This is a genomic window from Streptococcus canis (assembly GCF_900636575.1).
Lineage (GTDB): Bacteria > Bacillota > Bacilli > Lactobacillales > Streptococcaceae > Streptococcus > Streptococcus canis.
Map to the genome: position 1 here is coordinate 833,666 of NZ_LR134293.1, position 26,126 is coordinate 859,791.

At 39.9% G+C, this 26,126-nt stretch carries 27 protein-coding genes and 1 pseudogene; 21 read left to right on the forward strand and 7 right to left on the reverse strand.

The features are described 5' to 3' along the window. The first annotated feature begins 110 nt into the window (after window positions 1-110). From EL097_RS04325 to EL097_RS04350, 6 genes are all read left to right on the forward strand, one after another. Window positions 111-968, forward strand: a complete 858-nt coding sequence (locus EL097_RS04325; protein ID WP_003045277.1) for a 5'-nucleotidase, lipoprotein e(P4) family — start codon at window positions 111-113, stop codon at window positions 966-968. A gap of 322 nt (window positions 969-1,290) precedes the next feature. Continuing rightward, window positions 1,291-2,487: a phosphoglycerate kinase gene (locus EL097_RS04330; RefSeq protein WP_003045276.1), complete on the forward strand. Its 1,197-nt coding sequence runs from the start codon at window positions 1,291-1,293 to the stop codon at window positions 2,485-2,487. 764 nt (window positions 2,488-3,251) lie between these two features. Continuing rightward, a complete protein-coding gene (locus tag EL097_RS04335) occupies window positions 3,252-3,773 on the forward strand; it encodes an FUSC family protein (protein ID WP_003045274.1) in 522 nt (173 codons plus the stop codon). A 75-nt stretch (window positions 3,774-3,848) separates the two neighbouring features. After that, a complete protein-coding gene (locus EL097_RS04340; RefSeq protein ID WP_003045272.1) occupies window positions 3,849-4,220 on the forward strand; it encodes a MerR family transcriptional regulator in 372 nt (123 codons plus the stop codon). Window positions 4,221-4,257: 37 nt separating this feature from the next. Next, window positions 4,258-5,604, forward strand: a complete 1,347-nt coding sequence (gene glnA / locus EL097_RS04345; RefSeq protein WP_003045270.1) for a type I glutamate--ammonia ligase — start codon at window positions 4,258-4,260, stop codon at window positions 5,602-5,604. Window positions 5,605-5,834: 230 nt separating this feature from the next. After that, window positions 5,835-7,490, forward strand: coding sequence for a peptide ABC transporter substrate-binding protein (locus EL097_RS04350; protein ID WP_003045268.1), 1,656 nt, complete (start codon window positions 5,835-5,837; stop codon window positions 7,488-7,490). 302 nt (window positions 7,491-7,792) lie between these two features. Here EL097_RS04350 and EL097_RS11040 read toward each other — a convergent pair. Next, window positions 7,793-8,236, reverse strand: a pseudogene (locus tag EL097_RS11040) (transposase); the annotation flags it as partial. 237 nt (window positions 8,237-8,473) lie between these two features. Here EL097_RS11040 and EL097_RS04360 point away from each other — a divergent pair. The 4 genes from EL097_RS04360 to EL097_RS04375 are packed head-to-tail and all read left to right on the forward strand — an operon-like array spanning window position 8,474 to window position 12,419. Then, window positions 8,474-9,388, forward strand: a complete 915-nt coding sequence (locus EL097_RS04360) for an ABC transporter permease (RefSeq protein WP_003045266.1) — start codon at window positions 8,474-8,476, stop codon at window positions 9,386-9,388. Between the two features lie 9 nt (window positions 9,389-9,397). Then, window positions 9,398-10,429, forward strand: a complete 1,032-nt coding sequence (locus EL097_RS04365) for an ABC transporter permease (RefSeq protein WP_003045264.1) — start codon at window positions 9,398-9,400, stop codon at window positions 10,427-10,429. A gap of 11 nt (window positions 10,430-10,440) precedes the next feature. Then, window positions 10,441-11,490 (forward strand): ABC transporter ATP-binding protein, encoded by a 1,050-nt coding sequence (locus EL097_RS04370; protein WP_003045263.1) that lies wholly within the window; start codon window positions 10,441-10,443, stop codon window positions 11,488-11,490. Then, a complete protein-coding gene (locus tag EL097_RS04375; RefSeq protein WP_003045261.1) occupies window positions 11,487-12,419 on the forward strand; it encodes an ABC transporter ATP-binding protein in 933 nt (310 codons plus the stop codon). The genes EL097_RS04370 and EL097_RS04375 overlap by 4 nt, the downstream gene beginning before the upstream one ends. Before the next feature lie 182 nt (window positions 12,420-12,601). Here the strand turns inward: EL097_RS04375 and rnjA are convergent, their stop codons facing one another. Both rnjA and EL097_RS04385 read right to left on the reverse strand, forming a co-directional pair. After that, entirely contained in the window at window positions 12,602-14,284 is a 1,683-nt protein-coding gene (rnjA, locus tag EL097_RS04380; protein WP_003045259.1) for a ribonuclease J1, read from the reverse strand. A gap of 1 nt (window position 14,285) precedes the next feature. Continuing rightward, window positions 14,286-14,516 carry a DNA-dependent RNA polymerase subunit epsilon gene (locus tag EL097_RS04385; RefSeq protein WP_003045256.1) on the reverse strand — a complete coding sequence of 77 codons (231 nt, stop codon included), beginning with the start codon at window positions 14,514-14,516 and terminating at the stop codon, window positions 14,286-14,288. A 284-nt stretch (window positions 14,517-14,800) separates the two neighbouring features. Between EL097_RS04385 and tsaB the strand changes: the two genes are divergently transcribed. The 3 genes from tsaB to tsaD are packed head-to-tail and all read left to right on the forward strand — an operon-like array spanning window position 14,801 to window position 16,932. Next, window positions 14,801-15,499, forward strand: a complete 699-nt coding sequence (tsaB, locus tag EL097_RS04390) for a tRNA (adenosine(37)-N6)-threonylcarbamoyltransferase complex dimerization subunit type 1 TsaB (RefSeq protein WP_003045253.1) — start codon at window positions 14,801-14,803, stop codon at window positions 15,497-15,499. Window position 15,500: 1 nt separating this feature from the next. After that, a complete protein-coding gene (gene rimI / locus EL097_RS04395) occupies window positions 15,501-15,926 on the forward strand; it encodes a ribosomal protein S18-alanine N-acetyltransferase (RefSeq protein WP_003045251.1) in 426 nt (141 codons plus the stop codon). After that, window positions 15,916-16,932: a tRNA (adenosine(37)-N6)-threonylcarbamoyltransferase complex transferase subunit TsaD gene (gene tsaD, locus EL097_RS04400; protein ID WP_003045249.1), complete on the forward strand. Its 1,017-nt coding sequence runs from the start codon at window positions 15,916-15,918 to the stop codon at window positions 16,930-16,932. The genes rimI and tsaD overlap by 11 nt, the downstream gene beginning before the upstream one ends. Window positions 16,933-17,239: 307 nt before the next feature. Here the strand turns inward: tsaD and rpsN are convergent, their stop codons facing one another. Together rpsN and EL097_RS04410 are read right to left on the reverse strand one after the other, a co-directional pair. Further along, window positions 17,240-17,509, reverse strand: coding sequence for a 30S ribosomal protein S14 (gene rpsN / locus EL097_RS04405; RefSeq protein WP_003045247.1), 270 nt, complete (start codon window positions 17,507-17,509; stop codon window positions 17,240-17,242). A 215-nt stretch (window positions 17,510-17,724) separates the two neighbouring features. Then, window positions 17,725-18,900 (reverse strand): BaiN/RdsA family NAD(P)/FAD-dependent oxidoreductase, encoded by a 1,176-nt coding sequence (locus EL097_RS04410; RefSeq protein ID WP_003045245.1) that lies wholly within the window; start codon window positions 18,898-18,900, stop codon window positions 17,725-17,727. A gap of 125 nt (window positions 18,901-19,025) precedes the next feature. Between EL097_RS04410 and EL097_RS04415 the strand changes: the two genes are divergently transcribed. The 3 genes from EL097_RS04415 to EL097_RS04425 all read left to right on the forward strand — a co-directional run bounded on the left by EL097_RS04415 (window position 19,026) and on the right by EL097_RS04425 (window position 21,069). Further along, complete coding sequence (locus EL097_RS04415; protein ID WP_003045243.1) at window positions 19,026-19,556, forward strand: DUF536 domain-containing protein; 531 nt, start codon at window positions 19,026-19,028, stop codon at window positions 19,554-19,556. 38 nt (window positions 19,557-19,594) lie between these two features. Next, complete coding sequence (locus EL097_RS04420) at window positions 19,595-20,182, forward strand: 3'-5' exonuclease (RefSeq protein ID WP_003045241.1); 588 nt, start codon at window positions 19,595-19,597, stop codon at window positions 20,180-20,182. Between the two features lie 152 nt (window positions 20,183-20,334). Then, window positions 20,335-21,069 carry a MerR family transcriptional regulator gene (locus EL097_RS04425; RefSeq protein WP_003045238.1) on the forward strand — a complete coding sequence of 245 codons (735 nt, stop codon included), beginning with the start codon at window positions 20,335-20,337 and terminating at the stop codon, window positions 21,067-21,069. 47 nt (window positions 21,070-21,116) lie between these two features. Here the strand turns inward: EL097_RS04425 and EL097_RS04430 are convergent, their stop codons facing one another. Then, window positions 21,117-21,416 carry a YbaB/EbfC family nucleoid-associated protein gene (locus EL097_RS04430; RefSeq protein WP_003045236.1) on the reverse strand — a complete coding sequence of 100 codons (300 nt, stop codon included), beginning with the start codon at window positions 21,414-21,416 and terminating at the stop codon, window positions 21,117-21,119. Between the two features lie 257 nt (window positions 21,417-21,673). On the opposite strand from EL097_RS04430, the gene EL097_RS04435 reads away from it, so the two are divergent. The 3 genes from EL097_RS04435 to EL097_RS04445 all read left to right on the forward strand — a co-directional run bounded on the left by EL097_RS04435 (window position 21,674) and on the right by EL097_RS04445 (window position 24,261). Beyond that, window positions 21,674-22,426, forward strand: a complete 753-nt coding sequence (locus EL097_RS04435; RefSeq protein ID WP_003045233.1) for a hypothetical protein — start codon at window positions 21,674-21,676, stop codon at window positions 22,424-22,426. A gap of 118 nt (window positions 22,427-22,544) precedes the next feature. Beyond that, on the forward strand, window positions 22,545-23,231 hold the full coding sequence (locus EL097_RS04440) for a response regulator transcription factor (protein ID WP_003045231.1): 687 nt from the start codon (window positions 22,545-22,547) through the stop codon (window positions 23,229-23,231). Window position 23,232: 1 nt separating this feature from the next. After that, window positions 23,233-24,261, forward strand: coding sequence for a sensor histidine kinase (locus EL097_RS04445; protein ID WP_003045229.1), 1,029 nt, complete (start codon window positions 23,233-23,235; stop codon window positions 24,259-24,261). A 528-nt stretch (window positions 24,262-24,789) separates the two neighbouring features. On the opposite strand, the gene EL097_RS04450 is transcribed toward EL097_RS04445, so the two are convergent. Next, a complete protein-coding gene (locus EL097_RS04450; protein WP_003045226.1) occupies window positions 24,790-25,164 on the reverse strand; it encodes a helix-turn-helix domain-containing protein in 375 nt (124 codons plus the stop codon). A 169-nt stretch (window positions 25,165-25,333) separates the two neighbouring features. On the opposite strand from EL097_RS04450, the gene EL097_RS04455 reads away from it, so the two are divergent. Then, window positions 25,334-25,555, forward strand: coding sequence for a helix-turn-helix domain-containing protein (locus EL097_RS04455; protein ID WP_003045225.1), 222 nt, complete (start codon window positions 25,334-25,336; stop codon window positions 25,553-25,555). A gap of 178 nt (window positions 25,556-25,733) precedes the next feature. Beyond that, window positions 25,734-26,126 (forward strand): pyridoxamine 5'-phosphate oxidase family protein, encoded by a 393-nt coding sequence (locus EL097_RS04460; RefSeq protein ID WP_003045223.1) that lies wholly within the window; start codon window positions 25,734-25,736, stop codon window positions 26,124-26,126.

Here is a 26,126-nt window from a genome sequence, read left to right on the forward strand (position 1 = left end):
AGCCTATCTTAGTTTGGCAAATCAAATGATTTTATTTTCTGATTAGGCTATCTTGACTTTTAAATTAAATCGGGTTAAAATCAATTTAGCAAGAAAAAAGGAGATTTTCAATGAAAATGAAAAAAGTTGCTAGCGTCGTATCCCTTGCTTTGTCTATTTTTTTGGTGACAGGATGTGCCAAGGGTGAACATAAGGCTAATGTTAACAGTAAGGAAGCTGTTAAACAAACCAAGGTTCAACATAGCGATGAGCAGTTGCGTTCTAATGAGAATACCATGTCTGTATTGTGGTATCAGCAAGCTGCAGAAGCCAAAGCACTTTATTTACAAGGCTATCAATTAGCGACTGATCGGTTGAAAAATCAACTAGGTCAGGCAACAGATAAGCCCTATTCTATTGTGCTAGACATTGATGAAACGGTTCTTGACAATAGCCCTTACCAAGCTAAGAATGTTTTAGAAGGAACAAGTTTCACACCGGAAAGCTGGGATGTTTGGGTTCAAAAGAAAGAAGCTAAGCCAGTTGCTGGAGCTAAGGAATTCTTGCAGTTTGCGGATCAAAATGGTGTTCAAATCTATTATATTTCAGACCGTGCTGCTAGCCAAGTTGATGCTACAATGGAGAATCTCAAAAAAGAAGGTATTCCTGTTCAAGGTCGTGATCACTTGTTATTCCTAGAAGAAGGCGTAAAATCTAAAGAAGGTCGTCGCCAAAAGGTTAAGGAAACAACTAACTTGATCATGTTATTTGGGGATAACCTTGTTGACTTTGCTGATTTTTCAAAGAAATCTCAAGAAGATAGAACAGCTTTATTGTCAGAATTACAAGAAGAATTTGGACGTCGATTTATCATCTTCCCTAACCCAATGTATGGTTCATGGGAAAGTGCTGTTTACAAAGGTGAAAAACTTGATGCCACTCACCAATTGAAAGAACGTCGTAAAGCTCTTAAAAGTTTTGAAGAGTAAGTCAGATAAGAGACGGGGACAAAAGTCCAACCTTAAATAAAAAAAGCGAACAAAACATAATTCTGATTGTCAGGAATCTAGTTTTGTTCGCTTTTTTTGTTTAATGATGAATTTATTAGGTCTGATAATAAAGAATTTCAAAAATAGAAATCTTTTTGCTCCAGTCTCTTTTTTCGATAATTGTTTTCTGAAAACTATCTCTTTATTTGGAAAGGGTTTTCTATTTTGTGAAATAATTATTTTATTGTTTTCATATTTTATCTTTATCAGAAGAATTGTGGTATAATAAAAGGGTATAAAAAATATTAAGGAGTCTATTCAAATGGCTAAATTAACAGTTAAAGACGTTGATTTGAAAGGTAAAAAAGTCCTTGTTCGTGTTGACTTTAACGTACCTTTGAAAGATGGCGTGATCACTAACGACAACCGTATTTCTGCGGCACTTCCAACTATCAAGTACATCATTGAACAAGGTGGTCGTGCAATTCTTTTCTCTCACCTTGGCCGTGTGAAAGAAGAAGCGGACAAAGCTGGTAAATCACTTGCTCCAGTAGCTGCTGATTTGGCTGCTAAACTTGGACAAGACGTTATTTTCCCTGGTGCTACACGTGGTGCTGAATTAGAAGCAGCTATTGATGCACTTGAAGATGGACAAGTTCTTCTTGTTGAAAACACTCGTTTTGAAGACGTTGACGGCAAAAAAGAATCTAAAAACGATCCTGAACTTGGTAAATACTGGGCTTCACTTGGCGATGGTATCTTCGTAAACGATGCTTTCGGTACAGCTCACCGTGCTCACGCTTCAAACGTTGGTATCTCAGCAAATGTTGAGAAAGCTGTTGCTGGTTTCCTTCTTGAAAATGAAATTGCTTATATTCAAGAAGCTGTTGAAACACCAGAACGGCCATTTGTAGCTATCCTTGGTGGATCAAAAGTTTCAGATAAAATCGGTGTTATCGAAAACCTTCTTGAAAAAGCTGATAAAGTTCTTATTGGTGGTGGAATGACTTATACCTTCTACAAAGCTCAAGGTATCGAAATCGGGAACTCACTTGTTGAAGAGGACAAACTTGATGTGGCTAAAGAATTGCTTGAAAAATCAAACGGTAAATTGATCTTGCCAGTTGATTCTAAAGAAGCCAATGCTTTTGCTGGTTACGATGTTGTTCGTGATACAGAAGGTGAAGCAGTTTCAGAAGGCTTCCTTGGTCTTGACATCGGTCCTAAATCAATTGCTAAATTTGACGAAGCTTTGACTGGTGCCAAAACTGTTGTTTGGAATGGCCCAATGGGTGTCTTTGAAAACCCTGACTTCCAAGCTGGTACAATCGGTGTCATGGATGCGATTGTGAAACAACCAGGTGTGAAATCAATTATCGGTGGTGGTGACTCAGCTGCTGCCGCTATCAACCTTGGTCGTGCAGACAAATTCTCATGGATCAGTACGGGCGGAGGCGCTAGTATGGAACTTCTTGAGGGTAAAGTATTGCCTGGCCTAGCGGCTCTTACAGAAAAATAAGCTTCTCCTTCTCCTGTGGGAAGGCTAGAAAAAGACCTTATATGGGTCTTTTTCTGTGCATTGGTAGAGTTTCTGTGAAGCGTAGCGAACTAGAAAATCTAACAAGGTATAAAGTGTTACCTAGCCTTGTGGTCTTTACTGAAAAATAGGCGGCAAGTCAGCTCAAATTATTTGGGAGATAGTTTGAGGCTGGAAATAGAAGAAGCGAAGCTTCTGTCAAAAATGATTTTGTTGACGCGCCCCAGCAAGGCTGATTAAATGGGTTGCGAACAAGGTGAAGCAAACCATTAATCAGCTACTTCGAATGAAAATAAAAAGAGTTGGAGACCCAACTCTTTTTAAGTACACCGGTTATCATTTCTAGGAGATAAAGAGAATAGGAACAATGAGTCTAAATATAGATAATGTATTTCTGGATTGTCAGATTTGACAGCAATCTAAATCTTGCTAGCCTGCTCCTGAAATCTTTGAGATGATCAAAAGCAAAAAACTAAACTAATAACATAAAGGTAGTGCTCAGCTACTTTTTTGTGTGCCAAAAAAGAACTCAAAGGATAAAATGAGCCAGTAGATGAGAAGGTGAGTTGATATTAGCAAGCATTATGTTTGGTGTGGTGAAGACGAGTTTAGTCCTCTATGTCTGTAGCCATCGGAAAACAATTGCCTTCTTTTATCGGAAACATAAAATTAGTTTTCATTGTTCTTCAATCGTGTTAGAATAAACTGTAGCTAAAAAAGAAAGCAAGGTAAGGAAAGCAAGAAGCATGAAATATAGATTTGATTCTCAAAAATTTAGAATTGGCATGAGAACTTTTAAGACAGGACTGTCAGTCTTTTTTGTTTTACTATTGTTTACTCTATGTGATTGGGAAGGATTACAAATTGGAGCCTTGACGGCTGTTTTTAGTTTGAGGGAAGATTTGGATAGAACAGTCTCTTTTGGTTTTTCAAGAATTCTCGGAAATAGTATCGGGGGGATTTTGGCTCTGGTCTTTTATTTTTTTAATGCTCTTTTTCACCAACATATCCTAGTGACCTTGATTTTGGTACCTATTTTAACCATGTTGACGATTATGTTTAATGTGGCTTTTAATAATAAATCTGGGATTATCGGTGCGGTAGCAGCTCTTTTGATTATCACCTTGTCTATTCCAACGGGGCAAACGTTTATTTACGTGATCTCTCGAGTATTTGAAACTTTCTGTGGGGTTTTTGTGGCTATTTTGGTCAATACTGACGTGGAAATCATCAAAAATAAGTGGTTTTCTAAAAAATCCACGAAATGATGTTAGATAATCTGACATATAGACTTGACAGCCTATTTTTTTCGGCCTATAATAGGGGTGTGAAAGGAGTTTGTCATGAAAGAAAAAGAACTTAGACGGTCAATGGCTGTTTTTCCTATCGGGACGGTCATGAAATTGACAGATCTCTCTGCTAGGCAGATTCGTTATTATGAAGATCAGGAACTGATCAAACCTGAACGAACAGAGGGTAACCGCCGTATGTTTTCCTTAAATGATATGGATCGGCTTTTGGAAATCAAGGACTTTTTGGCTGAAGGGCTCAATATTGCTGCGATTAAGCGTGAATATGCTGAGCGCCAAGATAAATTGTTACAAAAGCAGAAAGCTTTGACTGATGCGGATGTGAGACGAATCTTACATGATGAATTGCTGACTCAAAGTGGTTTTTCAACCCCTTCACAACATATTAGCAACTTTCGTATCTAGGATACGAACTGGATGAAACGCAAAGGAGACCTATTCAATGGCAATCACAGCAGCTGATATTCGTCGCGAAGTCAAAGAGAAAAATGTGACTTTCCTTCGCTTGATGTTCACTGATATTATGGGAATTATGAAAAATGTGGAAATTCCTGCAACTGAAGAGCAATTAGAAAAAGTGTTATCTAATAAAGCCATGTTTGATGGTTCATCTATCGAGGGATTTGTCCGTATCAATGAATCTGATATGTACCTTTACCCCGACTTAGATACTTGGATTGTTTTCCCTTGGGGAGATGAAAATGGAGCGGTAGCAGGTTTGATTTGTGATATTTATACCGCAGAAGGCAAACCCTTTGCAGGAGACCCTCGAGGGAATTTGAAAAAAGCTTTGAAACACATGGATGAGGTGGGTTACCAATCCTTCAACCTTGGGCCAGAACCAGAATTTTTCCTCTTTAAGATGGATGACAAGGGTAATCCAACCCTTGACGTCAATGATAATGGTGGCTATTTTGATCTAGCGCCAATTGACTTGGCTGACAATACTCGCCGTGAAATCGTGAATGTTTTGACCAAGATGGGCTTTGAGGTGGAAGCTAGTCACCATGAAGTGGCTGTTGGTCAGCATGAAATTGACTTTAAATACGCTGATGTGTTGAAAGCTTGTGATAATATCCAAATTTTCAAGCTTGTTGTGAAAACAATTGCGCGTGAGCATGGGCTATATGCAACCTTTATGGCCAAACCTAAATTTGGGATTGCTGGCTCAGGAATGCACTGCAATATGTCCTTGTTTGATAAGCAAGGTAGGAATGCTTTTTACGATGAAAATGATAAACGTGGCATGCAACTTTCAGAAGATGCTTACTATTTCTTGGGTGGTTTGATGAAACATGCTTACAATTACACGGCTATCACCAACCCAACCGTTAACTCTTATAAACGTTTGGTTCCAGGCTATGAGGCACCTGTTTACGTAGCTTGGGCAGGAAGTAACCGTTCTCCATTGATTCGTGTACCAGCATCACGCGGTATGGGAACACGTTTGGAATTACGCTCAGTAGACCCAACTGCCAATCCTTACCTAGCTCTTGCTGTTTTGCTTGAAGCTGGTTTGGATGGTATTATTAACAAAATTGATGCGCCAGAGCCAGTGGAAGCTAATATTTACACCATGACGGTCGAAGAACGCAATGCAGCGGGTATTATTGACTTACCATCAACACTGCACAATGCTTTGAAGGCGCTGCAAAAAGATGAGGTGGTACAAGAGGCGCTTGGTGACCATATTTACACCAATTTCTTAGAGGCTAAACGGATTGAATGGGCTTCTTACGCTACCTTTGTGTCACAATGGGAAATTGATAATTACCTCCACAATTATTAGAAAAATAAAAGTCCGCTCTTTTTTTGAGTGGGCTTTTTATGTTATTATTCATTATATTTGGTTATTTATTCTGTAAAAATATAACACACCTTGTTATATAAGGGTTATACAAAATATTGAGTTATAAAAATAAATTCAAAAATTTTCAGATAAATGTGTTTCCTTTTTTCAGAATTGTGATATAATTTAATTTAATAAATTTAACTATTGTTTTTCAAGGAGGTTTTGACATGAAAGGATTACAATCAAAGACATGGAAACGTGTTGGTCTTGGAACACTGACACTGGCATCAACAACTCTTTTAATGGCATGTGGAAATAAAGCTGCATCTACTGATAATAAGAATGAAATCAATTGGTACACACCAACTGAAATCATTACTCTTGATGTTTCCAAAAATACAGACACGTATTCAAGCTTAGCTATTGGGAATTCTGGTAGTAACCTTCTTCGTGTAGATGCCAAAGGAAAACTACAACCTGATTTGGCTGAAAAAGTAGATGTTTCAGAAGATGGCTTGACCTATACAGCCACCTTGCGTGATGGCTTGAAATGGTCTGACGGTAGTGATTTGACAGCTGAAGATTTTGTTTATACCTGGAAACGCATGGTGGATCCTGCGACAGCTTCTGAATATGCTTATTTAGCAACAGAATCTCACTTAAAAAATGCTGCAGATATTAACGCTGGTAAAAATACAGATTTGAATAGTTTAGGGGTTAAGGCTGAAGGTAACAAAGTCATCTTTACCTTGACAGAACCAGCTCCACAATTCAAGAGTTTGTTGTCTTTCTCTAACTTTGTTCCTCAAAAAGAATCCTTTGTAAAAGCAGCTGGCAAAGATTATGGCACATCGTCAGAAAAACAACTTTACTCTGGACCATATACAGTTAAAGATTGGAACGGTACCAGCGGCACCTTTAAGTTAGTGAAAAACAAAAATTACTGGGATGCGAAAAACGTGAAGACCCAAACGGTCAAGGTTCAAACGGTTAAAAAACCTGATACAGCCGTTCAAATGTATAAACAAGGCAAACTTGATTTTGCTAATATTTCGGGAACATCTGCCATCTACAATGCCAATAAAAAGAATAAAGATGTTATCCCAGTGTTAGAAGCAACCACTGCTTACATGGTTTATAACCAAACAGGTTCAGTTGAAGCCTTGAGTAATCTTAAAATTCGTCAAGCCCTAAACCTAGCCACTGATCGTAAAGGAATTGTCTCTGCGGCCGTTGATACTGGTTCAAAAGCAGCGACTGGAATTGCACCCACTGGTTTAGCGAAGTTAGCTGATGGAACAGACTTAGCAGAACATGTTGCACCAGGCTACAAATACGATGACAAAGAAGCTGGCAAGCTCTTCAAAGAAGGATTGGCTGAGCTTGGAAAAGATTCCCTAAAAGTAACCATCACTGCTGATGCGGATACTCCAGTTGCCAAAGCTTCAGTTGATTACATTAAAGAAACGTGGGAAAAAGCTCTTCCAGGGTTAACTGTTGAAGAAAAATTTGTACCGTTTAAACAACGTTTGGAAGATACTAAAAATCAAAACTTTGAAGTAGCCGTAACCCTCTGGGGAGGTGACTATCCAGAAGGCTCAACCTTCTATGGTTTGTTTAAATCAGGATCTGCTTATAACTATGGTAAATTCACTAACTCAGATTACGATTCAGCTTATGAAAAAGCCTTAACAACAGATGCTCTTGATACTGATAAGGCTGCTGATGATTACAAGGCTGCTGAGAAAGCTCTTTATGACAATGCTCTTTACAACCCACTTTACTTCCGTAGTGGTAAAGGTTTGCAGAACCCAAGCATTAAAGGACTTGTCCGTAACTCAACTGGTTTAAACGTTGACTTTACATACGCTTATAAAAAATAAGATAAGCAGCGCTGTAACTGATGGAAATAGGTTCAGTTAGGCTAGTTTAGTTGTTCAGATTAGTTTTTAAATGGGGCAAAGGGAGAATGGCTGTCCTTGATTATAGCAAGCCGTGTTAAGCAAGTCAGGATTCAACTATAACAGTGAGGTTTACAACATTTAGACTATCTCAATCTATTTCCAAAGCCTATGGTACCGAAATATTGCAAGAATTGGCCTTGGCCAGTTCTTGCTTTTGTTAGAGGAGACGTTTGAAAACATCAAAGTTAACTGATTTATTGCTTACCCTAATGTCGAGCGTACTAAAGAGAGGTTTTGAAATCTGATTTTTGCCATTCAGCAACACAGAATCCATGTTGTTGTGCAAAACAAACAGCGTCTTGAACAGACAGTGTGTTATCAGAATTTCTGATTTCGGTCAGTCCCTGTCAAACAGGCTTGTAACAGTCTTGCTTTACAGAGAACTTGGTAACTAAAAACGAGTAATCTGCGACAGATAGCGATAATCGTTTTTCGGTGTCCACGTCGTTTCTTGAATTTGAGATACTTGTTTCTCAGTTCTGGGTGCTTGTTAGCCTTGACAACAGCGTTTGCGATTTGAACAAGAAATGGTAGGTATTGTCCTTCTTTAGGAATACGAGTAGAAAACGTTTCCCAGCGCTTTCATTGTGAGCAGGAACAAGACCAGCCCAAGACCCAAGTTTTCTAACTGAAATAAAGACAGTTATATCACACCCAATGTCTGACGAGTTGTTTATTCAAGGATAAGTTTACGTGCTCTTGGTCACAGTTAGTTATGCTTGAGGAAATGGGCTACCCCTATAAATATGCGAGCTAGTGGCTCTGCCTCTCACTTACTCTTTTCCCCGTGATTTGTAGTAGTGATAGGTCTTCTCATTTATATTATAGAACAAAAGAAAGAGCGCAATACTTTTTCATTCAGTGTTGTGCCTTGAGTGAAACGAAAGGAATGAATGATAATGATGACGAAATATCTATTAAAGCGTGTGGCTATTTTGCTAGCGACATTAGGGGTTGTGGTTACTCTCTCTTTCTTTTTGATGCAAGTCATGCCGGGGACCCCCTACAATAATCCTAAATTAACAGACGAGATGATTGCCATCATGAATAAACAATATGGGTTGGATAAACCCTTATGGCAGCAGTATGTGAAATATCTTTTGGACATTCTTCATGGTGATTTTGGGACCAGTTACCAATCCATCAATCAGTCAGTGACCAAACTGATTTCACAACGTTTGGGCGTTTCTGTCCATTTGGGGCTTCAAGCTCTTGTGGTGGGAATCAGCTCTGGTTTGTTTGTTGGAGCGGTTTCAGCTCGAAATAAAAACAATAAGATTGATGCCGTCTTGAGTGTGATTTCCACACTTGGTATTTCTGTGCCAGCCTTTATTATTGGGTTATTGTTGTTGGACTATTTTGGGTTCAAATGGGCTTTGTTGCCACTTTCTGGCTGGGGAACCTTTGGGCAAACCATCTTGCCAACCTTAGCCTTAGCTATTCCAGTCTTTGCCCAAGTGACTCGTTTCTTCCGTAGTGAGATGATTGAAACCCTTAATTCTGACTATATCCAATTGGCACGTGCCAAGGGATTGACCAAGCGTCAAGTGACCAGGAAACACGCCTATCGGAATTCGATGATTCCTGTTTTAACCCTAGTGGGCCCTATGGCTGCTAATATTTTGACGGGGTCAGCCTTGATTGAGCAAATTTTTTCAATTCCTGGAATTGGGCAGCAATTTGTGTCGTCCATCCCAACCAAGGATTATCCTGTGATTATGGGAACAACCATTGTATATGCTCTTATGTTGATGGTAGCTATCTTGGTAACTGATATTATCATTAGTATAGCGGACCCACGTGTGCGTTTGGGATAGGAGAGTGTTATGCTAGAAGAAAGAAAATCATTTCAACTTGTGGGAGCAGGAAGCTCTGATTCACAAGAAAAAATTCAAAAGCCAGCACTGTCTTTTCTGCAAGATGCTTGGCGTCGTTTAAAACATAATAAGTTAGCTGTTCTTGCGATGGGATTTTTAGTCATTCTACTGGTCTTTTCGATGGGGTCAAATGCAGTGGTTTCTAAGCAAGATGCCAATAGTTTTAACAGTAAGGAAGTTAGCATTTACCGTAATTTACCTCCTAAATTGAGCAGTAGCTTGCCATTTTGGAACGGAACCATTACCTATGCTGGAAATACGGAGGCCAATGATGCTTATGCTGACCAAGGTGTCCCAGAAGGGGAAACATTTCTATTAGGAACGGATAATCTGGGACGTAGTCTTGGTAAACGCATTACGGTGGGTATTCGGATTTCGCTTTTGATTGCTATCGTCGCAACCTTAATTGACCTTATTATCGGGGTCACTTACGGGTTAGTCTCTGGATTTACTGGAGGTAAGGTGGATACGCTTATGCAACGGATTATTGAGATTATTTCCTCTATTCCTAACTTGGTTATTGTAACCATGTTGGGACTCTTGCTTGGAAATGGAGTAACCTCAATTATTATTTCGATTGCGATTGTGGGTTGGACCTCTATGGCTAGGCAGGTGCGTAATTTGACCTTATCTTACCGTGAACGCGACTTTGTGTTAGCCTCTCGGGCATTAGGCGAAAGCAATGTCAAAATTGCCTTTAAACATGTTTTGCCAAATATTTCAGGAATTATCATTGTGCAAATCATGATGACAGTACCAAGTGCCATTATGTATGAATCAGTCTTGTCTGCCATCAACCTCGGTGTCAAACCACCGACTGCTTCACTTGGCTCTTTGATTACCGATGCTCAGGAAAACTTGCAATATTACCCTTATCAAGTCTTGCTTCCAGCTCTTGCTTTAGTTTTTATTTCCTTGGCATTTATTCTTTTAGGAGATGGGCTACGCGATGCCTTTGATCCAAAATCAAGTAACGAATAGGAGGAGAACAAATGACAAACGAAACCATTTTAAGTGTTAAAAACCTCCACGTTGATTTCAAAACCTATGCAGGGGATGTGAAAGCTATTCGAGATATTAGTTTTGACCTCAAAAAAGGAGAAACGCTTGCGATTGTTGGGGAATCTGGATCAGGAAAATCAGTGACCACTAGGACCTTGATGGGCTTAAATGCTAAAAATGCTAACCTTTCTGGGGAGATTGATTTTAAAGGAAAAAAACTCAATGCCCTTAAGGAAGAAGAATGGGTTAAGGTGCGTGGTAAAGAAATTGCCATGATTTTCCAAGATCCAATGACCAGTCTCGATCCAACGATGAAAATCGGAATGCAGATTGCTGAAACGATTTTAATCCACGAAAAGATTAATAAGCAAGAAGCCTTAAACCGTGCTCTTGAATTGATGCGTCAGGTAGGTATTCCAAATGCCAAAGAGCATGTCAATGATTACCCACATCAGTGGTCAGGAGGGATGCGTCAACGGGCTGTGATTGCCATTGCTCTTGCGGCTAATCCTGAAATTCTCATTGCTGATGAGCCGACCACAGCTCTTGATGTGACCATTCAGGCACAGATTTTAAGGTTAATGAAAGAGATTCAAAAGCAAACCCAATCGTCTATTATTTTTATTACCCATGATCTCGGTGTTGTAGCAGGAATGGCTGACCGTGTAGCGGTGATGTATGCTGGAAAAATCGTTGAATATGGAACAGTTGACGAAGTCTTTTATAACCCACAACATCCTTACACTTGGGGATTACTCAACTCCATGCCAACGACAGATATTGCTTCAGGGAGTTTAGCATCTATTCCAGGAACGCCCCCTGACTTGCTCAATCCTCCTAAGGGGGATGCTTTTGCAGCCCGCAATGCATTTGCCTTGGATATTGATCATGTGGAGGCTCCCCCCATGTTTAAGGTCAGTGAGACCCATTACGCTGCAACTTGGTTATTAGACGAGCGAGCACCAAAAGTAACTCCCCCAGCTCAAATTCAAAAACGCTGGGCTAAGTGGCAAAAACGCGAAGGGAGACAAGCTAAATGAATGACAATCGAAAAAAATTAGTAGCCTTAAAAAATGTCTCCCTAACTTTCAATAAAGGCAAGAAAAACGAAGTTAAGGCTATTGATAACGTTAGTTTTGATATTTATGAAGGCGAAGTCTTTGGACTGGTGGGGGAATCAGGGTCAGGGAAAACAACAGTTGGCCGTGCGATTCTGAAACTTTATGATATTAGTGAAGGAGAAATCATTTTTAATGGTGAAACTGTTTCTCACCTGAAAGGGAAAGACTTGCGGACCTTCCGTAAGGATGCCCAAATGATTTTCCAAGACCCTCAGGCCAGTCTCAATGGTCGTATGAAAATTAGAGATATTGTGGCAGAAGGGCTAGATATTCATGGCCTGACAACTTCAAAAGCAGAGCGAGAAGAGCGGGTGCAAGAACTCCTTGACTTGGTTGGATTGAATAAGGACCATTTAACCCGTTACCCGCATGAATTTTCAGGAGGGCAACGTCAGCGGATTGGGATTGCCCGCGCTTTGGCGGTTAAACCTAAATTTATCATTGCTGATGAACCTATCTCAGCTCTCGATGTGTCCATTCAGGCACAGGTGGTTAATTTGATGCAAAAACTTCAGCACAAACGTGGCTTGACCTATCTCTTTATTGCTCATGACTTGTCCATGGTTAAATACATTTCTGACCGTATTGGCGTCATGCATTGGGGCAAAATGTTGGAGATTGGGACATCAGATGATGTTTACAATCATCCCATTCACCCCTACACCCAGTGTCTGCTTTCGGCTATTCCTGAGCCAGATCCTGACAAAGAACGGCAACGTGTGGCTGATGTTTACGACCCTAGTCAAGAATTGGACGGTCAGGAGCGCCAAATGCACGAAATTACCCCAGGGCATTTTGTTTTAGCTACCCAAGAAGAAGCTGACCATTATCGACGTGACTATCGTTAAGTAGTGATAGAATAATTGATACATTAGAAAAAGGATTGCTGAAAACCTTGCATTTGGTTTTGTAGTCAATCTTTTTTTTGATGGGAAAAATATTTCGATTTTGTTTAACAAATGAGGGGTTGAGCCTAGCTTGTTGAGAAGGAGAACAAAAAAACACGAGCCTGTAAACTCGTGTTAAGAGATTAGTCTTTGTCAGGTGTCAAGACCATCGGAATGATAATAGGCTCACGTTCGGTCTTTTCATACAAGAAGGGACGAAGAGCGTTGACAATGGCACCGTTGACTGATTGGATGCTGGCATCCTTGTTTTTCAAGGCAATACGGATAGCATTGAACAAGACACGCTGGCTTTCGCGAATCAAGTCGCCTGACTCACGCATGTAAATGAAACCTCGGCTCAGAATATCTGGTCCAGCGAGAATCATTTGAGTCTCAAAATCAACAGTAGCAACAGCTAGAACAACTCCATCTTCTGACAAATCACGACGGTCTCTCAAGACAGCTGTACCAATATCACCAATACCATTTCCATCTACATAAATATCTTGGGCATTGAAATGACCTGCAATACGGGCACTGTTACTTGTCAAGGCAAGGACATCACCGTTTTCCATGATAAAGATATTTTCCTTTGGAATGCCAGTGTCCATAGCAAGGCCTGCGTGGACTTTTTGCATGCGGTATTCCCCATGAACAGGCATGAAATATTTTGGCTTAATCAAGGACAACATAAGTTTTTGTTCTTGCTGACCACCATGCCCTGAAGTGTGGATATTATTTACTTTTCCGTGGATAACGTCAACGCCAGCTTCTTGGATGGTGTTGATCAGTTTGTTGACACTTGTGGTGTTTCCTGGGATTGGGCTAGATGAGAAGATAACGGTATCGCCTGGTTGCAAGCTAACTTGGCGATGGGTTCCGTTGGCGATACGAGCAAGCGCTGCCATTGATTCTCCTTGACTACCGGTACACATGATCAATACTTCATTGGCATGGTAGTTTTTTAGCTCATTTGCTTCAATAAAGGTATCTTTTGGAACCTTGATGTAGCCAAGTTCAATCCCGTTAACGATTGCTTTTTCCATTGACCGTCCGAAAACAGCAATTTTACGTCCGGTTTTAACAGCAGCTTCAGCAGCTTGTTGCAAGCGGTAGATATTTGAAGCAAAGGAAGCGAAAATAATGCGTCCATGAATGCCTTCGATGATTTTTAAAATGGATTGGCCAACCACTTTTTCAGAATTGGTAAAGGTTGGTATCTCAGCATTAGTTGAATCTGATAGTAAGCAAAGAACGCCTTCCTCACCAAGCGCAGCCATACGGTGCAAGTCAGCTGGGTCTCCTACTGGGGTAAAGTCGAACTTAAAGTCCCCTGTACAGATGATTTTTCCTTGTGGGGTATGAATCACAATACCAAGAGGTTCTGGAATGGAGTGAGTCGTCCTAAAGAAGGTCACCCTCATGTTTTTGAAGGTTAGCTCAGTGTTATGATTGATTTCATGGACAGTAGCATCACGCCAGAGACCATGTTCTTCCAATTTGCCGCGAATAAGAGCGAGCGCTAAAGGCCCTGCATAGACAGGGATATTAGCCTGTTTGAGTAGGAATGGAATCCCACCAATGTGGTCCTCATGGCCGTGTGTAATCACGAGGGCTTTGACACGATCTAAATTATCAACAATGTAGGAATAGTCTGGAATAACGTAGTCAATTCCCAATAAGTCATCTTCTGGGAATTTGATACCAGCATCAACGATGATAATCTCATCTTTGTATTCAATACCGTAGGTGTTTTTTCCGATTTCCCCAAGTCCACCAATGGCAAAAACCCCAACTTCATTAGGTTTTAAACTGATATTTGTCATTTTAAAACTCCGTTAATTCAAAAACACCAGTTTCTTTTTCGTAATCAAGGTGTTTGTCAGAAAGTAACTCGATAAATTCGACATTGTAATCAGTATGTTCTTCAACGAGTTTGCGTGCTTTGATACGGCCGTCAAGTTCGTCAGCAGCATCAATCTCAAGGTAAAGTGCTTTGGTATTCTCGCGACGTGGGCTCTGGTCTTTTGTTTCTTGATAGAAAACTTTATAAATCATTTTGTTATTAGTCCTTTCGTTATGAATCAATTATCCAAACAATAATAAATAGGTCAAAACGCTAAGTAGGTGTCGTTTTGACGGTTTTATATGTTGTCATTATTGTGTAGTAGATTAATTCCTGATTCTGTGCAATTACTAAAATTATACCATAAAGTCGCTCTTTAGTAAAAAGTTTCGATGAAATTATTCCTCTGTTTGAGTCTTGCTAAGAATGCCTTTTTGTTGCTGGCTCTTAATTTGTGTTATAATTGAAAAGAGAAATTGCACTAGAAAGACAAAACATGAAAATACTTGCATTTGATACCTCAAATAAAACCCTTTCCCTTGCCATCCTAGAGAATGAATTGCTTTTGGCGGATATGACACTTAATATCAAGAAAAATCATAGCATTAGCCTCATGCCTGCTATTGATTTTTTGATGACTTCTGCTGGCCTTAAGCCCAAGGATTTGGAACGAATTGTAGTAGCGAAAGGACCTGGATCTTATACGGGGTTACGAGTGGCAGTTGCGACTGCTAAAATGCTGGCTTACAGTTTAGGGATTGACCTAGTGGGCGTTTCCAGTTTGTATGCCTTGGCAGCAAGTGCCTGCAAGCAGTATCCTGATAGTTTGGTGGTGCCCTTGATTGATGCCAGACGCCAAAATGCTTATGTAGGTTATTACCGTCAAGGGGAATTGGTTCTGCCAGAAGGTCATGCTGCTTTAGAGGTTATTTTGAATCAATTAGAAAGAGAGACTAGTCTCACTTTCGTTGGAGAGACAACTCCCTTTGCTGAGCAAATCCTAGCAAGGTTTCCTCGAGCAAGAATCATGCCAACGCTCCCTTCAGCCTATGAGTGTGGTCTTTTAGGACAAGGATTGGCACCAGAAAACGTCGATGCCTTTGTTCCTCATTACCTCAAGCGAGTAGAGGCTGAAGAAAACTGGTTGAAAAACCATCGAGCCAGTGATGACAGCCAATACATTAAGCGAGTCTAAGATGAGAACACTTGAAGAACAAGCAAAAGCTGTCCATCAGCTTCTTGAAATAACTTATGAAAGGTCTCCTTGGACTTGGGAGCAAGTATTGGCAGATATGCGGCAAGAGCAGACCGACTATTTTATGATTTACGAGCAAGGTGATTTAGTGGGCTTTTTGGCCATCCAAAATCTAATTGGGGAGACAGAGATTACTAATATTGCAGTCTTACCCAGCCATCAAGGTCAAGGTCTTGCCTCCCAATTGATGGCACATTTGGATGACTTGGTTGGGGATATTTTTTTAGAAGTAAGAGAATCAAATCGTAAAGCTCAAGGCTTGTATCGGAAGTTTGGTTTTGAACTTGTCGGCAAAAGGCAGGCTTATTACCATAATCCTACTGAGGCGGCCTTGGTGATGAAACGGGAAGGAAAACATGATAGATAGGTATATTTTAGCAGTCGAGAGTTCTTGTGACGAGACCAGCGTTGCTATTTTAAAAAACGATAACATTTTATTGAGTAACATCATTGCAAGTCAGGTTGAGAGCCATAAACGTTTTGGTGGCGTTGTGCCAGAAGTGGCTAGTAGGCATCATGTAGAAGTGATTACCACCTGTTTTGAGGATGCCTTGACAGAAGCTGGCATTCAAGCATCTGACCTTTCAGCAGTTGCCGTGACCTATGGACCTGGACTAGTTGGAGCACTCCTAGTCGGTTTAGCGGCAGCCAAAGCCTTTGCCTGGGCTAATGACCTCCCCTTGATTCCAGTCAATCATATGGCAGGGCATCTCATGGCTGCGCGTGAACAAAAACCCTTGGTTTATCCTTTGTTAGCCTTATTGGTATCAGGAGGCCACACCGAATTGGTTTATGTCACTGAGCCAGGTGCCTACCACATTGTCGGTGAAACACGTGATGATGCTGTTGGGGAAGCTTATGATAAGGTTGGTCGTGTCATGGGATTGACCTATCCTGCTGGTCGTGACATTGACCAACTGGCTCATAAGGGGCAAGATACCTATAACTTCCCGCGTGCCATGATTAAAGAAGACCATTTGGAATTTTCCTTTTCTGGGCTTAAATCAGCTTTTATTAACCTTCATCACAATGCGGAGCAAAAGGGAGAAGAATTGGTTTTAGAAGATTTGTGCGCTTCTTTTCAAGCCGCAGTTCTTGATATCTTGCTAGCTAAGACCAAAAAAGCTTTGGCTCAATACCCTGCTAAGATGTTAGTCGTAGCAGGAGGTGTTGCCGCTAATCAGGGCTTGCGTGAACGTTTAGCAGAGGAAATCACTGACATTGATGTGGTCATTCCGCCATTACGGCTTTGTGGGGATAATGCTGGCATGATTGCCCTAGCGGCTGCTGTTGAATACGACAAGCAACACTTTGCTAGTTTGGACTTGAATGCTAAGCCTAGCCTAGCTTTTGACCAGTTCCATAAAAATTAGTTCTAAAGGTATTTTAAGTTTAAATAGAAAAATAGTCTGCTCTATCTAGGGGTAGGCTTTTTCTGTGTTAACACTAAAATAGCGCGACCATTACTTCATAGAATCTCATTGAAACATAAACAATCTTATGATTAACTAATCCGTGTGACAAAAGTCCCCTTGTGATAGCCGTTCTATATTGACATAAAAAAACAACCCGGTATCTTGGCATACCGGATTGTCATGATGATAAGTAATTGGCTTCTATGATTACTAATATGTCAAACAATTACCTGCAAAATAATCGTTTGCTTTAGGTGAAGTAAGCTTACCAGCTAGCTTTAGTGATTCCTGGTAGTTGACCTTTGTGCGCTAGGTTGCGGAAATTGATACGGCTTACACCAAACTTACGCATGTAAGCGTGTGGACGGCCATCAATCATGTCACGGTTTTTCAAGCGGTTTGGGTTTGAATCACGAGGCAATTTGCGCAGTGCTTCATAGTCACCATTGGCTTTAAGTTCGCGACGGAGGTCAGCGTACTGTTCAATCAGTTGGAGCTGCTTTTGGTATTTAGCAATTTTTGATTTCTTTGCCATTGCTTTCTCCTTCTATAATATTAATAATCCCAGAGTTCCTATCAGCACTCTGGATTTTCTTAACTAGTAATGAACCGGTTAAGAAAACATAAGTCCATTATACAATATTTCATAAGAAATGCAAGGAAAAAAATGAACTGGTTATGAGTTGTTGCAAAATCCTGATAGTGATTGTGACCAAAAAAGCCTAAGAGATAATCTTAAGCTTCTTATTTTTAGTCATAATGCAGACTCCCTGCTACCCAGCCGGAGCATAGGGCAGAAGTGATATTAAACCCTCCGGTGTGAGCATTAATATCTAAGACTTCTCCAGCAAAATACAGGCCAGGAACTTTCTTGCTTTCCAAGGTTTTAGGATTGATTTCTTTTAAATCCACGCCTCCTTTGGTCACAAAAGATTTAGCCAAAGACATTTTTCCGGTAATGGGTATCTGGAGGTGTTTGAGTTTGTCAAGCAATGCCTTCTCTTGTTTTGGAGAGAGTTGTTTGACCTTTTCGGGATAACCTTCTGATAAAAAGTCAGCCACCCGTTCAGGCAGTAGGCCTTTAAGAGCATTTTTGATGTTTTTATCACGCTGATCACTCAGATAAGCTGACAATTCTTGGATTGAGATTTTTGGCAAAAAATCCAGCTCTGCGATTTCGCCACCTTTCACAAAAGAAGAAAGACGAAGGGCTGCAGGTCCTGAAAGGCCAAAGTGAGTGAAGAGCAAGTCATGTGTGATGACGTGTTTGCCATAACTAAGCGTAACATCGTCTAGGGAAATGCCCTGCAAGACTTTGTGAGGAAAATCAGTTAACAGAGGACTCTCAGCAGCTTCTAAATCAGTCACTGTCAATTTAAAATGCCTTGCAATATCATGTCCAAAACCTGTTGAACCTGTTGAGGGATAGGATTTGCCTCCTGTGGTCACGATTAATTTATGACAGCTAAAAGTCTGGTCTGCAGATTTGAGGTAGAAGAGGTCATCTTGTTTTTTAACGGAGACCACTTCAGTGTTGGTTAGGATTTGTCCTCCAAGAGCCTTGATTTTTTGCTCCAGAGCATCAATGATTGTCCTAGATTTATCTGTGGTAGGGAACATCCGGCCATGGTCTTCTTCTTTGAGTTTGACGCCGTTTTCCTCGAAAAAGGCAATGATGTCATGGTTGTCAAACTGAGAAAAAACACTATATAAAAAGCGGCCATTTCCAGGAATGCCTGCCATAAGGTCATCAAGGCTACCACTATTGGTCACATTACAGCGTCCACCACCGGTTCCCGCTAATTTTTTGCCTAAGCGGCGGTTTTTTTCAATCAAGAGAGTTTTGTAACCATAATAACTGCTGGAGATAGCAGCCATCATACCAGCTGGCCCCCCTCCAATAATAATCGTATCGTATTGTGTCATGTCCTTATTTTAGCATAAAGACAGGCGATTTAATAGTAATGTAAACTAGGCTAAATTGACAGAATACTCCTATTATGTTACTATTTTTAGTAAGAATATTCAGTGATAGTAATAAAGAGGAAAATATGGCAATTGAAAAGACAGTTAGTGAACTAGCTGACATTTTGGGAGTGAGCCGTCAGGCGGTCAATAATCGTGTCAAGTCTTTACCCGAAGAAGATCTTGATAAAAATGACAAGGGTGTCACTGTGGTTAAACGTAGTGGCCTTATTAAGTTGGAAGAAATCTACAAAAAAACGATTTTTGATGATGAGCCTATCAGCGAAGAAACCAAGCAACGGGAACTGCTAGAGATTTTGGTGGATGAGAAAAATACCGAAATCACGCGTTTATATGAACAACTCAAAGCCAAAGATGCCCAACTAGCCTCAAAAGATGAGCAAATGCGTGTCAAAGATGTGCAAATTGCTGAAAAGGATAAACAATTGGATCAGCAGCAACAACTAACTGCTAAAGCGATGGCTGACAAAGAAACCCTAAAATTAGAATTGGAAGAAGCTAAAGCACAAGCCAATCAAGCACGTTTGCAAGTCGAAGAGGTTCAAGCTGAAGTTGGCCCTAAAAAAGGCTTTTTCACCCGCTTGTTTGCTAAATAATTAGCAAGGCCCTATAAGGGTCTTTTTTGGAGGAAAACATGAAACACCTAGACACTTATATTGCCTTTGATTTAGAATTTAACACCGTCAATGACGTTAGTCATATCATTCAAGTATCAGCAGTCAAATATAACAACCATGAAGAAGTTGACAGCTTTGACACCTACGTTTACACAGATGTCCCCTTACAGAGCTTTATCAATGGCCTAACAGGAATCACATCTGACAAGATTGCTGCGGCACCAAAAGTAAAAGAGGTTATGGCTGCTTTCAAAGATTTTGTCGGAGAGTTACCGTTGATTGGTTATAATGCCCAAAAATCTGACCTGCCAATACTAGCTGAAAACGGCTTGGATTTAAGGGACCAATACCAGATTGATCTCTTTGATGAAGCTTACGACAGACGTAGTGCAGACTTAAATGGTATTGCTAACCTGCGTCTGCAAACAGTGGCAACCTTTTTAGGCATTAAGGGTCGAGGTCATAATAGCTTAGAAGATGCTAGAATGACAGCAGGTATTTATGAAGCTTTTTTAGAAACAGATACGAACAAAGCATATCTCAGTCAGCAAGAGGAGGTAACCACAGATAATCCTTTCGTAGCTTTAGGGGGATTTTTTGACTAAAGGCTCTGCTATTTCTAAAAAAGAAAAAAATCCCCTAGGGTTACCGCTTGCTTGTAACGCTAGGTCATTTGATAGGATAGGGGTATATCAAGAGGGAATCGGGTGCACACGAGTCGCTTTTGATCACTAAATGATAGAAAGAAGGTGTGGAAATGTCTCAATTCTATTCGACTGGAGAATTGGCCAACTTAGCTGGAGTTTCTATTCGAACCGTCCAATACTATGACCAACGTGGGATTTTGACTCCGACAGAATTGACAGAAGGTGGACGGCGACTCTATACGGATTCTGATTTAGACCAATTACGCATTATCTGTTTTCTGCGTGATTTGGAATTTTCCATTGAGCAGATTCGCAAAGTCTTAGCAGAGGAAAATGCAACTCAGGTGCTGGAATTGCTTCTGGTTGATCATATTGCGACTGCCAAGGAAGAATTGGCCGCAAAAGAGCAACACGTTGACATAGCTGTCAAGATACTTGACAGGCTTAGAAAACAAGATGCCCAGTCACTAGATTTTCTGATGGACATTTCGCTTAGCATGAAAAATCAAAAAGCTTGGAAAAAACGCTTTATTACTTTAATTGTCTGTTTGACAGTAGAAACTCTGCTTTTTGTGGGTGGAGCTTATCTTCTCCAATTGACAATCTGGAAATATGTCTTAATCCCAGTATTCCTTTTAGCCTTACTAGGAACCTTATACTGGTACTACCAAAATATCTGTTATCTTTGTCCTTCCTGTCATCAAACATTTGAAGCAAAATGTACAGAATTTGCCCTTGCAGGTCATACACCACGAACCAGAAAGCTAACCTGTCCCCATTGTCACCAAAAATCGTATTGCTTGGAACTGGCAAAAGAGGACACTCTCTCAAGAGACAAGCACTAATTCATAAAAACCTAGCTTGAAATTGTTCTCAAGCTAGGTTTTGTTTGTTAGAATGGTAATTTACCAGCAAAAGCGCCTAATGTTTTCTTAGTTGCTTCATCAATTTGCGTGAGAGCATCATTAATGGCTTGTGTGGTCATGTCTTGAAGGGTTTCCACATCTTCAGGATCCACAACAGCTTCTTTGAAGTCAATACCAACCAATGTTTTATCACCTGTAAAGGTAGCAGTGACAAGGTCTTGGGCTGATTTTCCAGTAAATTGCATAGCAGCTAAATCTGCTTGTTTTTGTTCCATTTGTTTCTGAAGCTTTTGCGCTTGCTTCATCATGTTTTGCATGTTCATCATAAGATTACGTTCTCCTAAGTTTTATTACTTACCTATTATAGCATATAAGGTCAGACTTCAAAATGAGAATCAGAGATACGAGTTGAGAAAAGGGTAAATTGAGTTGCAAAGAGATAACTATTTCAAAAAGGTAGTGGTTTTATGTTTTCCTAAGAATGACTTAAGGATTATTTTATAATTTGCTTACATTTATTTTAACTCTTCTTGCTATACTTAGTTCATAAAATAAAACAACAAAAAAGAAAGAGGTAATCGTTATGATCAAAACAATGACAGGAAAACAAACTGATACAACTTTAGCTTTTAACTCTTTGAAACGTGGTTTAGTTTCAGTTATGGTTTTGGGAGGGGCTTTCTTAGCTCTGGGTTCAGCAGCAAATGTTTCAGCTCAACCCTTAACGGACGAAGAAATTTACGAACGTGCGCAAAAGCTTGACTTGCCAGACTACATTGGTGGTTCGCTCAAAGGTATTCTCAATCAAAATTCCACAGTGACTTATCCAGAGGACAAAGATGGCTTGGTGGGAGGAGAAACAAAAGCTCCTCAGGCAGCACAACGTTTAACAGACGAAGAAATTTACGAACGTGCGCAAAAGCTTGACTTGCCAGACTACATTGGTGGTTCGCTCAAAGGCATTCTCAATCAAAATTCCACAGTGACTTATCCAGAGGATCAAGATGGCTTGGTGGGAAGAGAAACAAAAGCTCCTCAGGCAGCTCAACCCTTAACGGACGAAGAAATTTACGAACGTGCGCAAAAGCTTGACTTGCCAGACTACATTGGTGGTTCGCTCAAAGGTATTCTCAATCAAAATTCCACAGTGACTTATCCAGAGGACAAAGATGGCTTGGTGGGAGGAGAACCAAAAGCTCCTCAGGTAGCACAACGTTTAACGGACGAAGAAATTTACGAACGTGCACAAAAGCTTGACTTGCCAGACTACATTGGTGGTTCGCTCAAAGGCATTCTCAATCAAAATTCCACAGTGACTTATCCAAAAGATTATTAAGTTGTCCCCTATATAGAGCCATGGTTACTTTATTAATTTAAAGAGATATTTGGCGCAAACAAGAGTTAGTGTTATACTTGAGAAGGTATAACACTCATTTTTTAACCAAGGAGAAAGCATGACTTACAAGATATTATTAGTGGATGATGAATTAGAAATTACTGATATTAACAAACGCTATTTGCAACAGGCTGGGTATGATGTGACCGTTGCAAGTGATGGTGCTCAAGCCTTGGCGGTTTTTCGTAAGGATCAGTATGATCTGATTATCAGTGACATCATGATGCCCAATATGGATGGCTATGATTTTATCGGGGAAGTCTTGCTTGAAAAACCTGCTCAACCTTTTTTGTTCATCACTGCCAAAATTTCTGAACCTGATAAGATTTATTCTCTGAGTTTGGGGGCAGATGATTTTATTTCCAAGCCTTTTAGCCCTCGTGAATTGGTGTTACGGGTTAAAAATATTCTCAATCGGATTTATGGCAAGGCGACTCAATCCGAACGCTTGGTGATTGGGGATTTGGTGATGGATCACAGTACACGTGTGGTGACTGTTGCTAATCAAGACCTTAATTTGACTAATAAGGCCTTTGATTTGTTGTGGATTTTGGCCAATCATTTGAACCATGTCTTTTCAAAAACAGAACTTTATGAGCGCGTGTGGGAAGAGGAATATTTGGACGATACCAATACTTTAAATGTTCATATTCATTCCCTGCGCAATGACTTGGCAAAATATAGTACAGATCAAACACCCACCATTAAAACGGTTTGGGGACTTGGTTACAAGTTAGAGGGGTAAAATGAGATTAAGAACATACATTGTTATCGGTTATTTGGTGTCTATGCTGATTACTATTGCAGGCCTTGTTGTCGGTTTAAACCAAATGTTTATTACAACCAAGGATATTTTCTACATTTTATTAATCGCTTTGATTGCCTCAATGGCAGGTGGTATTGTTAATATGATTCTTTTGAGCAGTGTCTTTTCGTCTCTCAAAAAATTAAAACAAAAGATGCAAGCTATCTCTCAGAAAAATTTTGACAGTGACCAACTCATCACATCGCCTGTGGAATTTAAAGATCTAGAGGGTACCTTTAATCACATGTCATCAGAGTTAGAGGCTAGTTTTGAGTCGTTAAATGAGAGTGAGCGTGAGAAATCCATGATGATTGCCCAATTATCACATGATATTAAAACGCCTTTGACCTCAATTCAGGCAACGGTAGAAGGTATTTTAGATGGTGTCATTCCTAAGAAAGAAGAGCGCCATTATTTAAATACCATTTCAAGGCAGACGAATCGTTTAAACCAATTAGTGGAAGAATTGCAGGTGGTTAGTTTAAATGACCAAAGGCAAGAAAACAAGCAACATCATCAAGTTATCTATCTTGAAAAGTTATTGATTGACATTTTATCAGAGTTTCAATTAACAGTTGAGCGGGAAAATCGTGCAGTTCATATTGATGTGGCACCAGAAGTGCTGAAGATAAATAGCCAGTACGATGCCTTATCTCGGATTATGTTGAATCTTGTCAGCAATGCTATTAAATATTCGGAGGCTAATACGGCTTTGACCATTAAAGCCTATCGACAAGAAGATGCTGTACGTATTGTTGTTAGTGATCAAGGGAAAGGCATTAAGAAAGAGGATTTGCCTTTGATTTTCAAACGTCTATATCGTGTTGAACAGTCTCGCAATATGAAAACGGGTGGGCATGGCTTGGGCCTTTATATTGCCCAGCAATTAGCTCATCAATTAGGAGGAGATATTGTTGTTGACAGTCAAGTTGGAAAGGGCAGCTCTTTCTCAGTTCTTTTACCAACCTAGCTTTCAATTAAAGCATTCTAAACCATTTTATTTTTCCTAGTCAACTTTTTTATGACAGGGAGAACAAAATGGTTTTTTTCTCTTGATTTCTTTGTAAGGCCGATATCGGGAAGAGTTTGGGAATGACCTACTAGTTGTTTTGAGTTTATCATAAAAAGAAGTAAAAGAGCTCCTAGATTAATCTAGGAGAATCTAGTTAGTTTAAGGGAGGATTCTCTGAGGCTACATTGACGACAAGCAGCTCTTTTGTTTGTAGGAAGATAAACAGCCATGGGCTAAGGTTTAACTTCCTTTTTTGCCTAGTCTATTATGGAGGTAGAAAATATCCTGCTCATATAGTGACGATTGGAGAGAAATAGATGGCACAAGTGATTTATTTAGCTGATGATGAAAAAATATTCGTGATCTTTTCCCTTTTCAAAGACAAAAAACTAGGAACCGATTAGCTACGGCTAAAAGAGTCCTAGTTTGTTTATAGCAGTAAAAGATGAAATAGCCGGAAAAAAGAAGACTTGTCAACTGGTCCTTTTAATGACTGTCAGGTTCCTTGTCTTCCTTGTCTTGTTGTTGCAAGAGATCTTGGGCAAAATTCAGCCATTTATTGTAGTTGTTTTCGGATAAGCGTTCTGAAATCATGACCAGGTCGCGCTGGGGCAAATGGTAAGGAACGCCCCTGCCTTCCAAGGTTAAATCTTCTTCCATTAAATCGGTCAAACTCACATCAAAAATAGCAGCAATATCACTTAGGAGTCCTGATTTGGGAGTGTATTTACCCTTTTCCCATTCACTAATTGAGGAAGAACTTTTTCGTCCCAAGAGATTAGCAAGTTCTAATTGTTCCATATTCTTTTTTAATCTAAGATATTTTAAATTACTTGCAAAAAAAGTTTTCTTTGCGGACATACTGTTCTCCTTTTCCTTATATAAAATATGATACCATAAAAGAGGGTAAAGCAAAAGATTTATCAAAAGAAGCCGTAAAATCCTCTTAAAAACTTGACTTCATAAAAACCGAAGTTTATAATAAACGTATCATAAGTAACTAATCTTATTTTAGTGTGGAGGGAAAACCGTGACAAAATCAACCTTAAAAGAATTAAGAGTGGCCCAAAGAATGACCCAACAAGAATTATCAACGCTAACAGGTATTTCTGTTCGAACCATCGCTAGATATGAAAAAGATATTCAAAAATTAAGACGGGCTAAATATGAAAAGTTAAAAGGTATCGCAGAAGCATTGACGATTTCTGTTGATGATATTTTTTTAGGGATTGATTCGGATTTTATGAATTAAGGGAGAGAGAAAAAAGTTACCATTGGTAACTTTTTTAACTGAGCTATCTCCAGTTGTTATTAGGTGAGCATAAACAAAAAATTAGGCTAACTTACTTATTTTTGTTTTTCCTTCCTTTTTCATGTTATAATCAAAGCATAGTCCATTGACTAAACTATTTTAAAAAAGGAGTTATAATATGTTTACAGAAGAAATGAAAGAGATGATTGCCAGCCAATTGGCAGTGGTTGCAACAGTAGATAATGAGGGCAATCCTAATATTGGTCCCAAGCGCTCCATGCGTCTGTTGGATGATCAGACCCTTATTTTTAATGAAAATACAGGTGGTCAGACCCAAGCTAATATCGAAGCTAACGGCAAGATCGAAGTGGCTTATGTGAACCGTGATTGTTTGAGGGGCTACCGTTTTTGTGGTCATGCAGAAATGGTTGACAATGGGCCTCTTTTTGAAGAAGCAAAAACCTGGGCCGAAGGTAAAATGGGAGTGCCAAAGGCAGCTGGTGTGATTCACATTGATGCTATTTACAGCCTTCATTCAGGAAAAGAAGCTGGTAAAAAAGTCAGCCAGTAA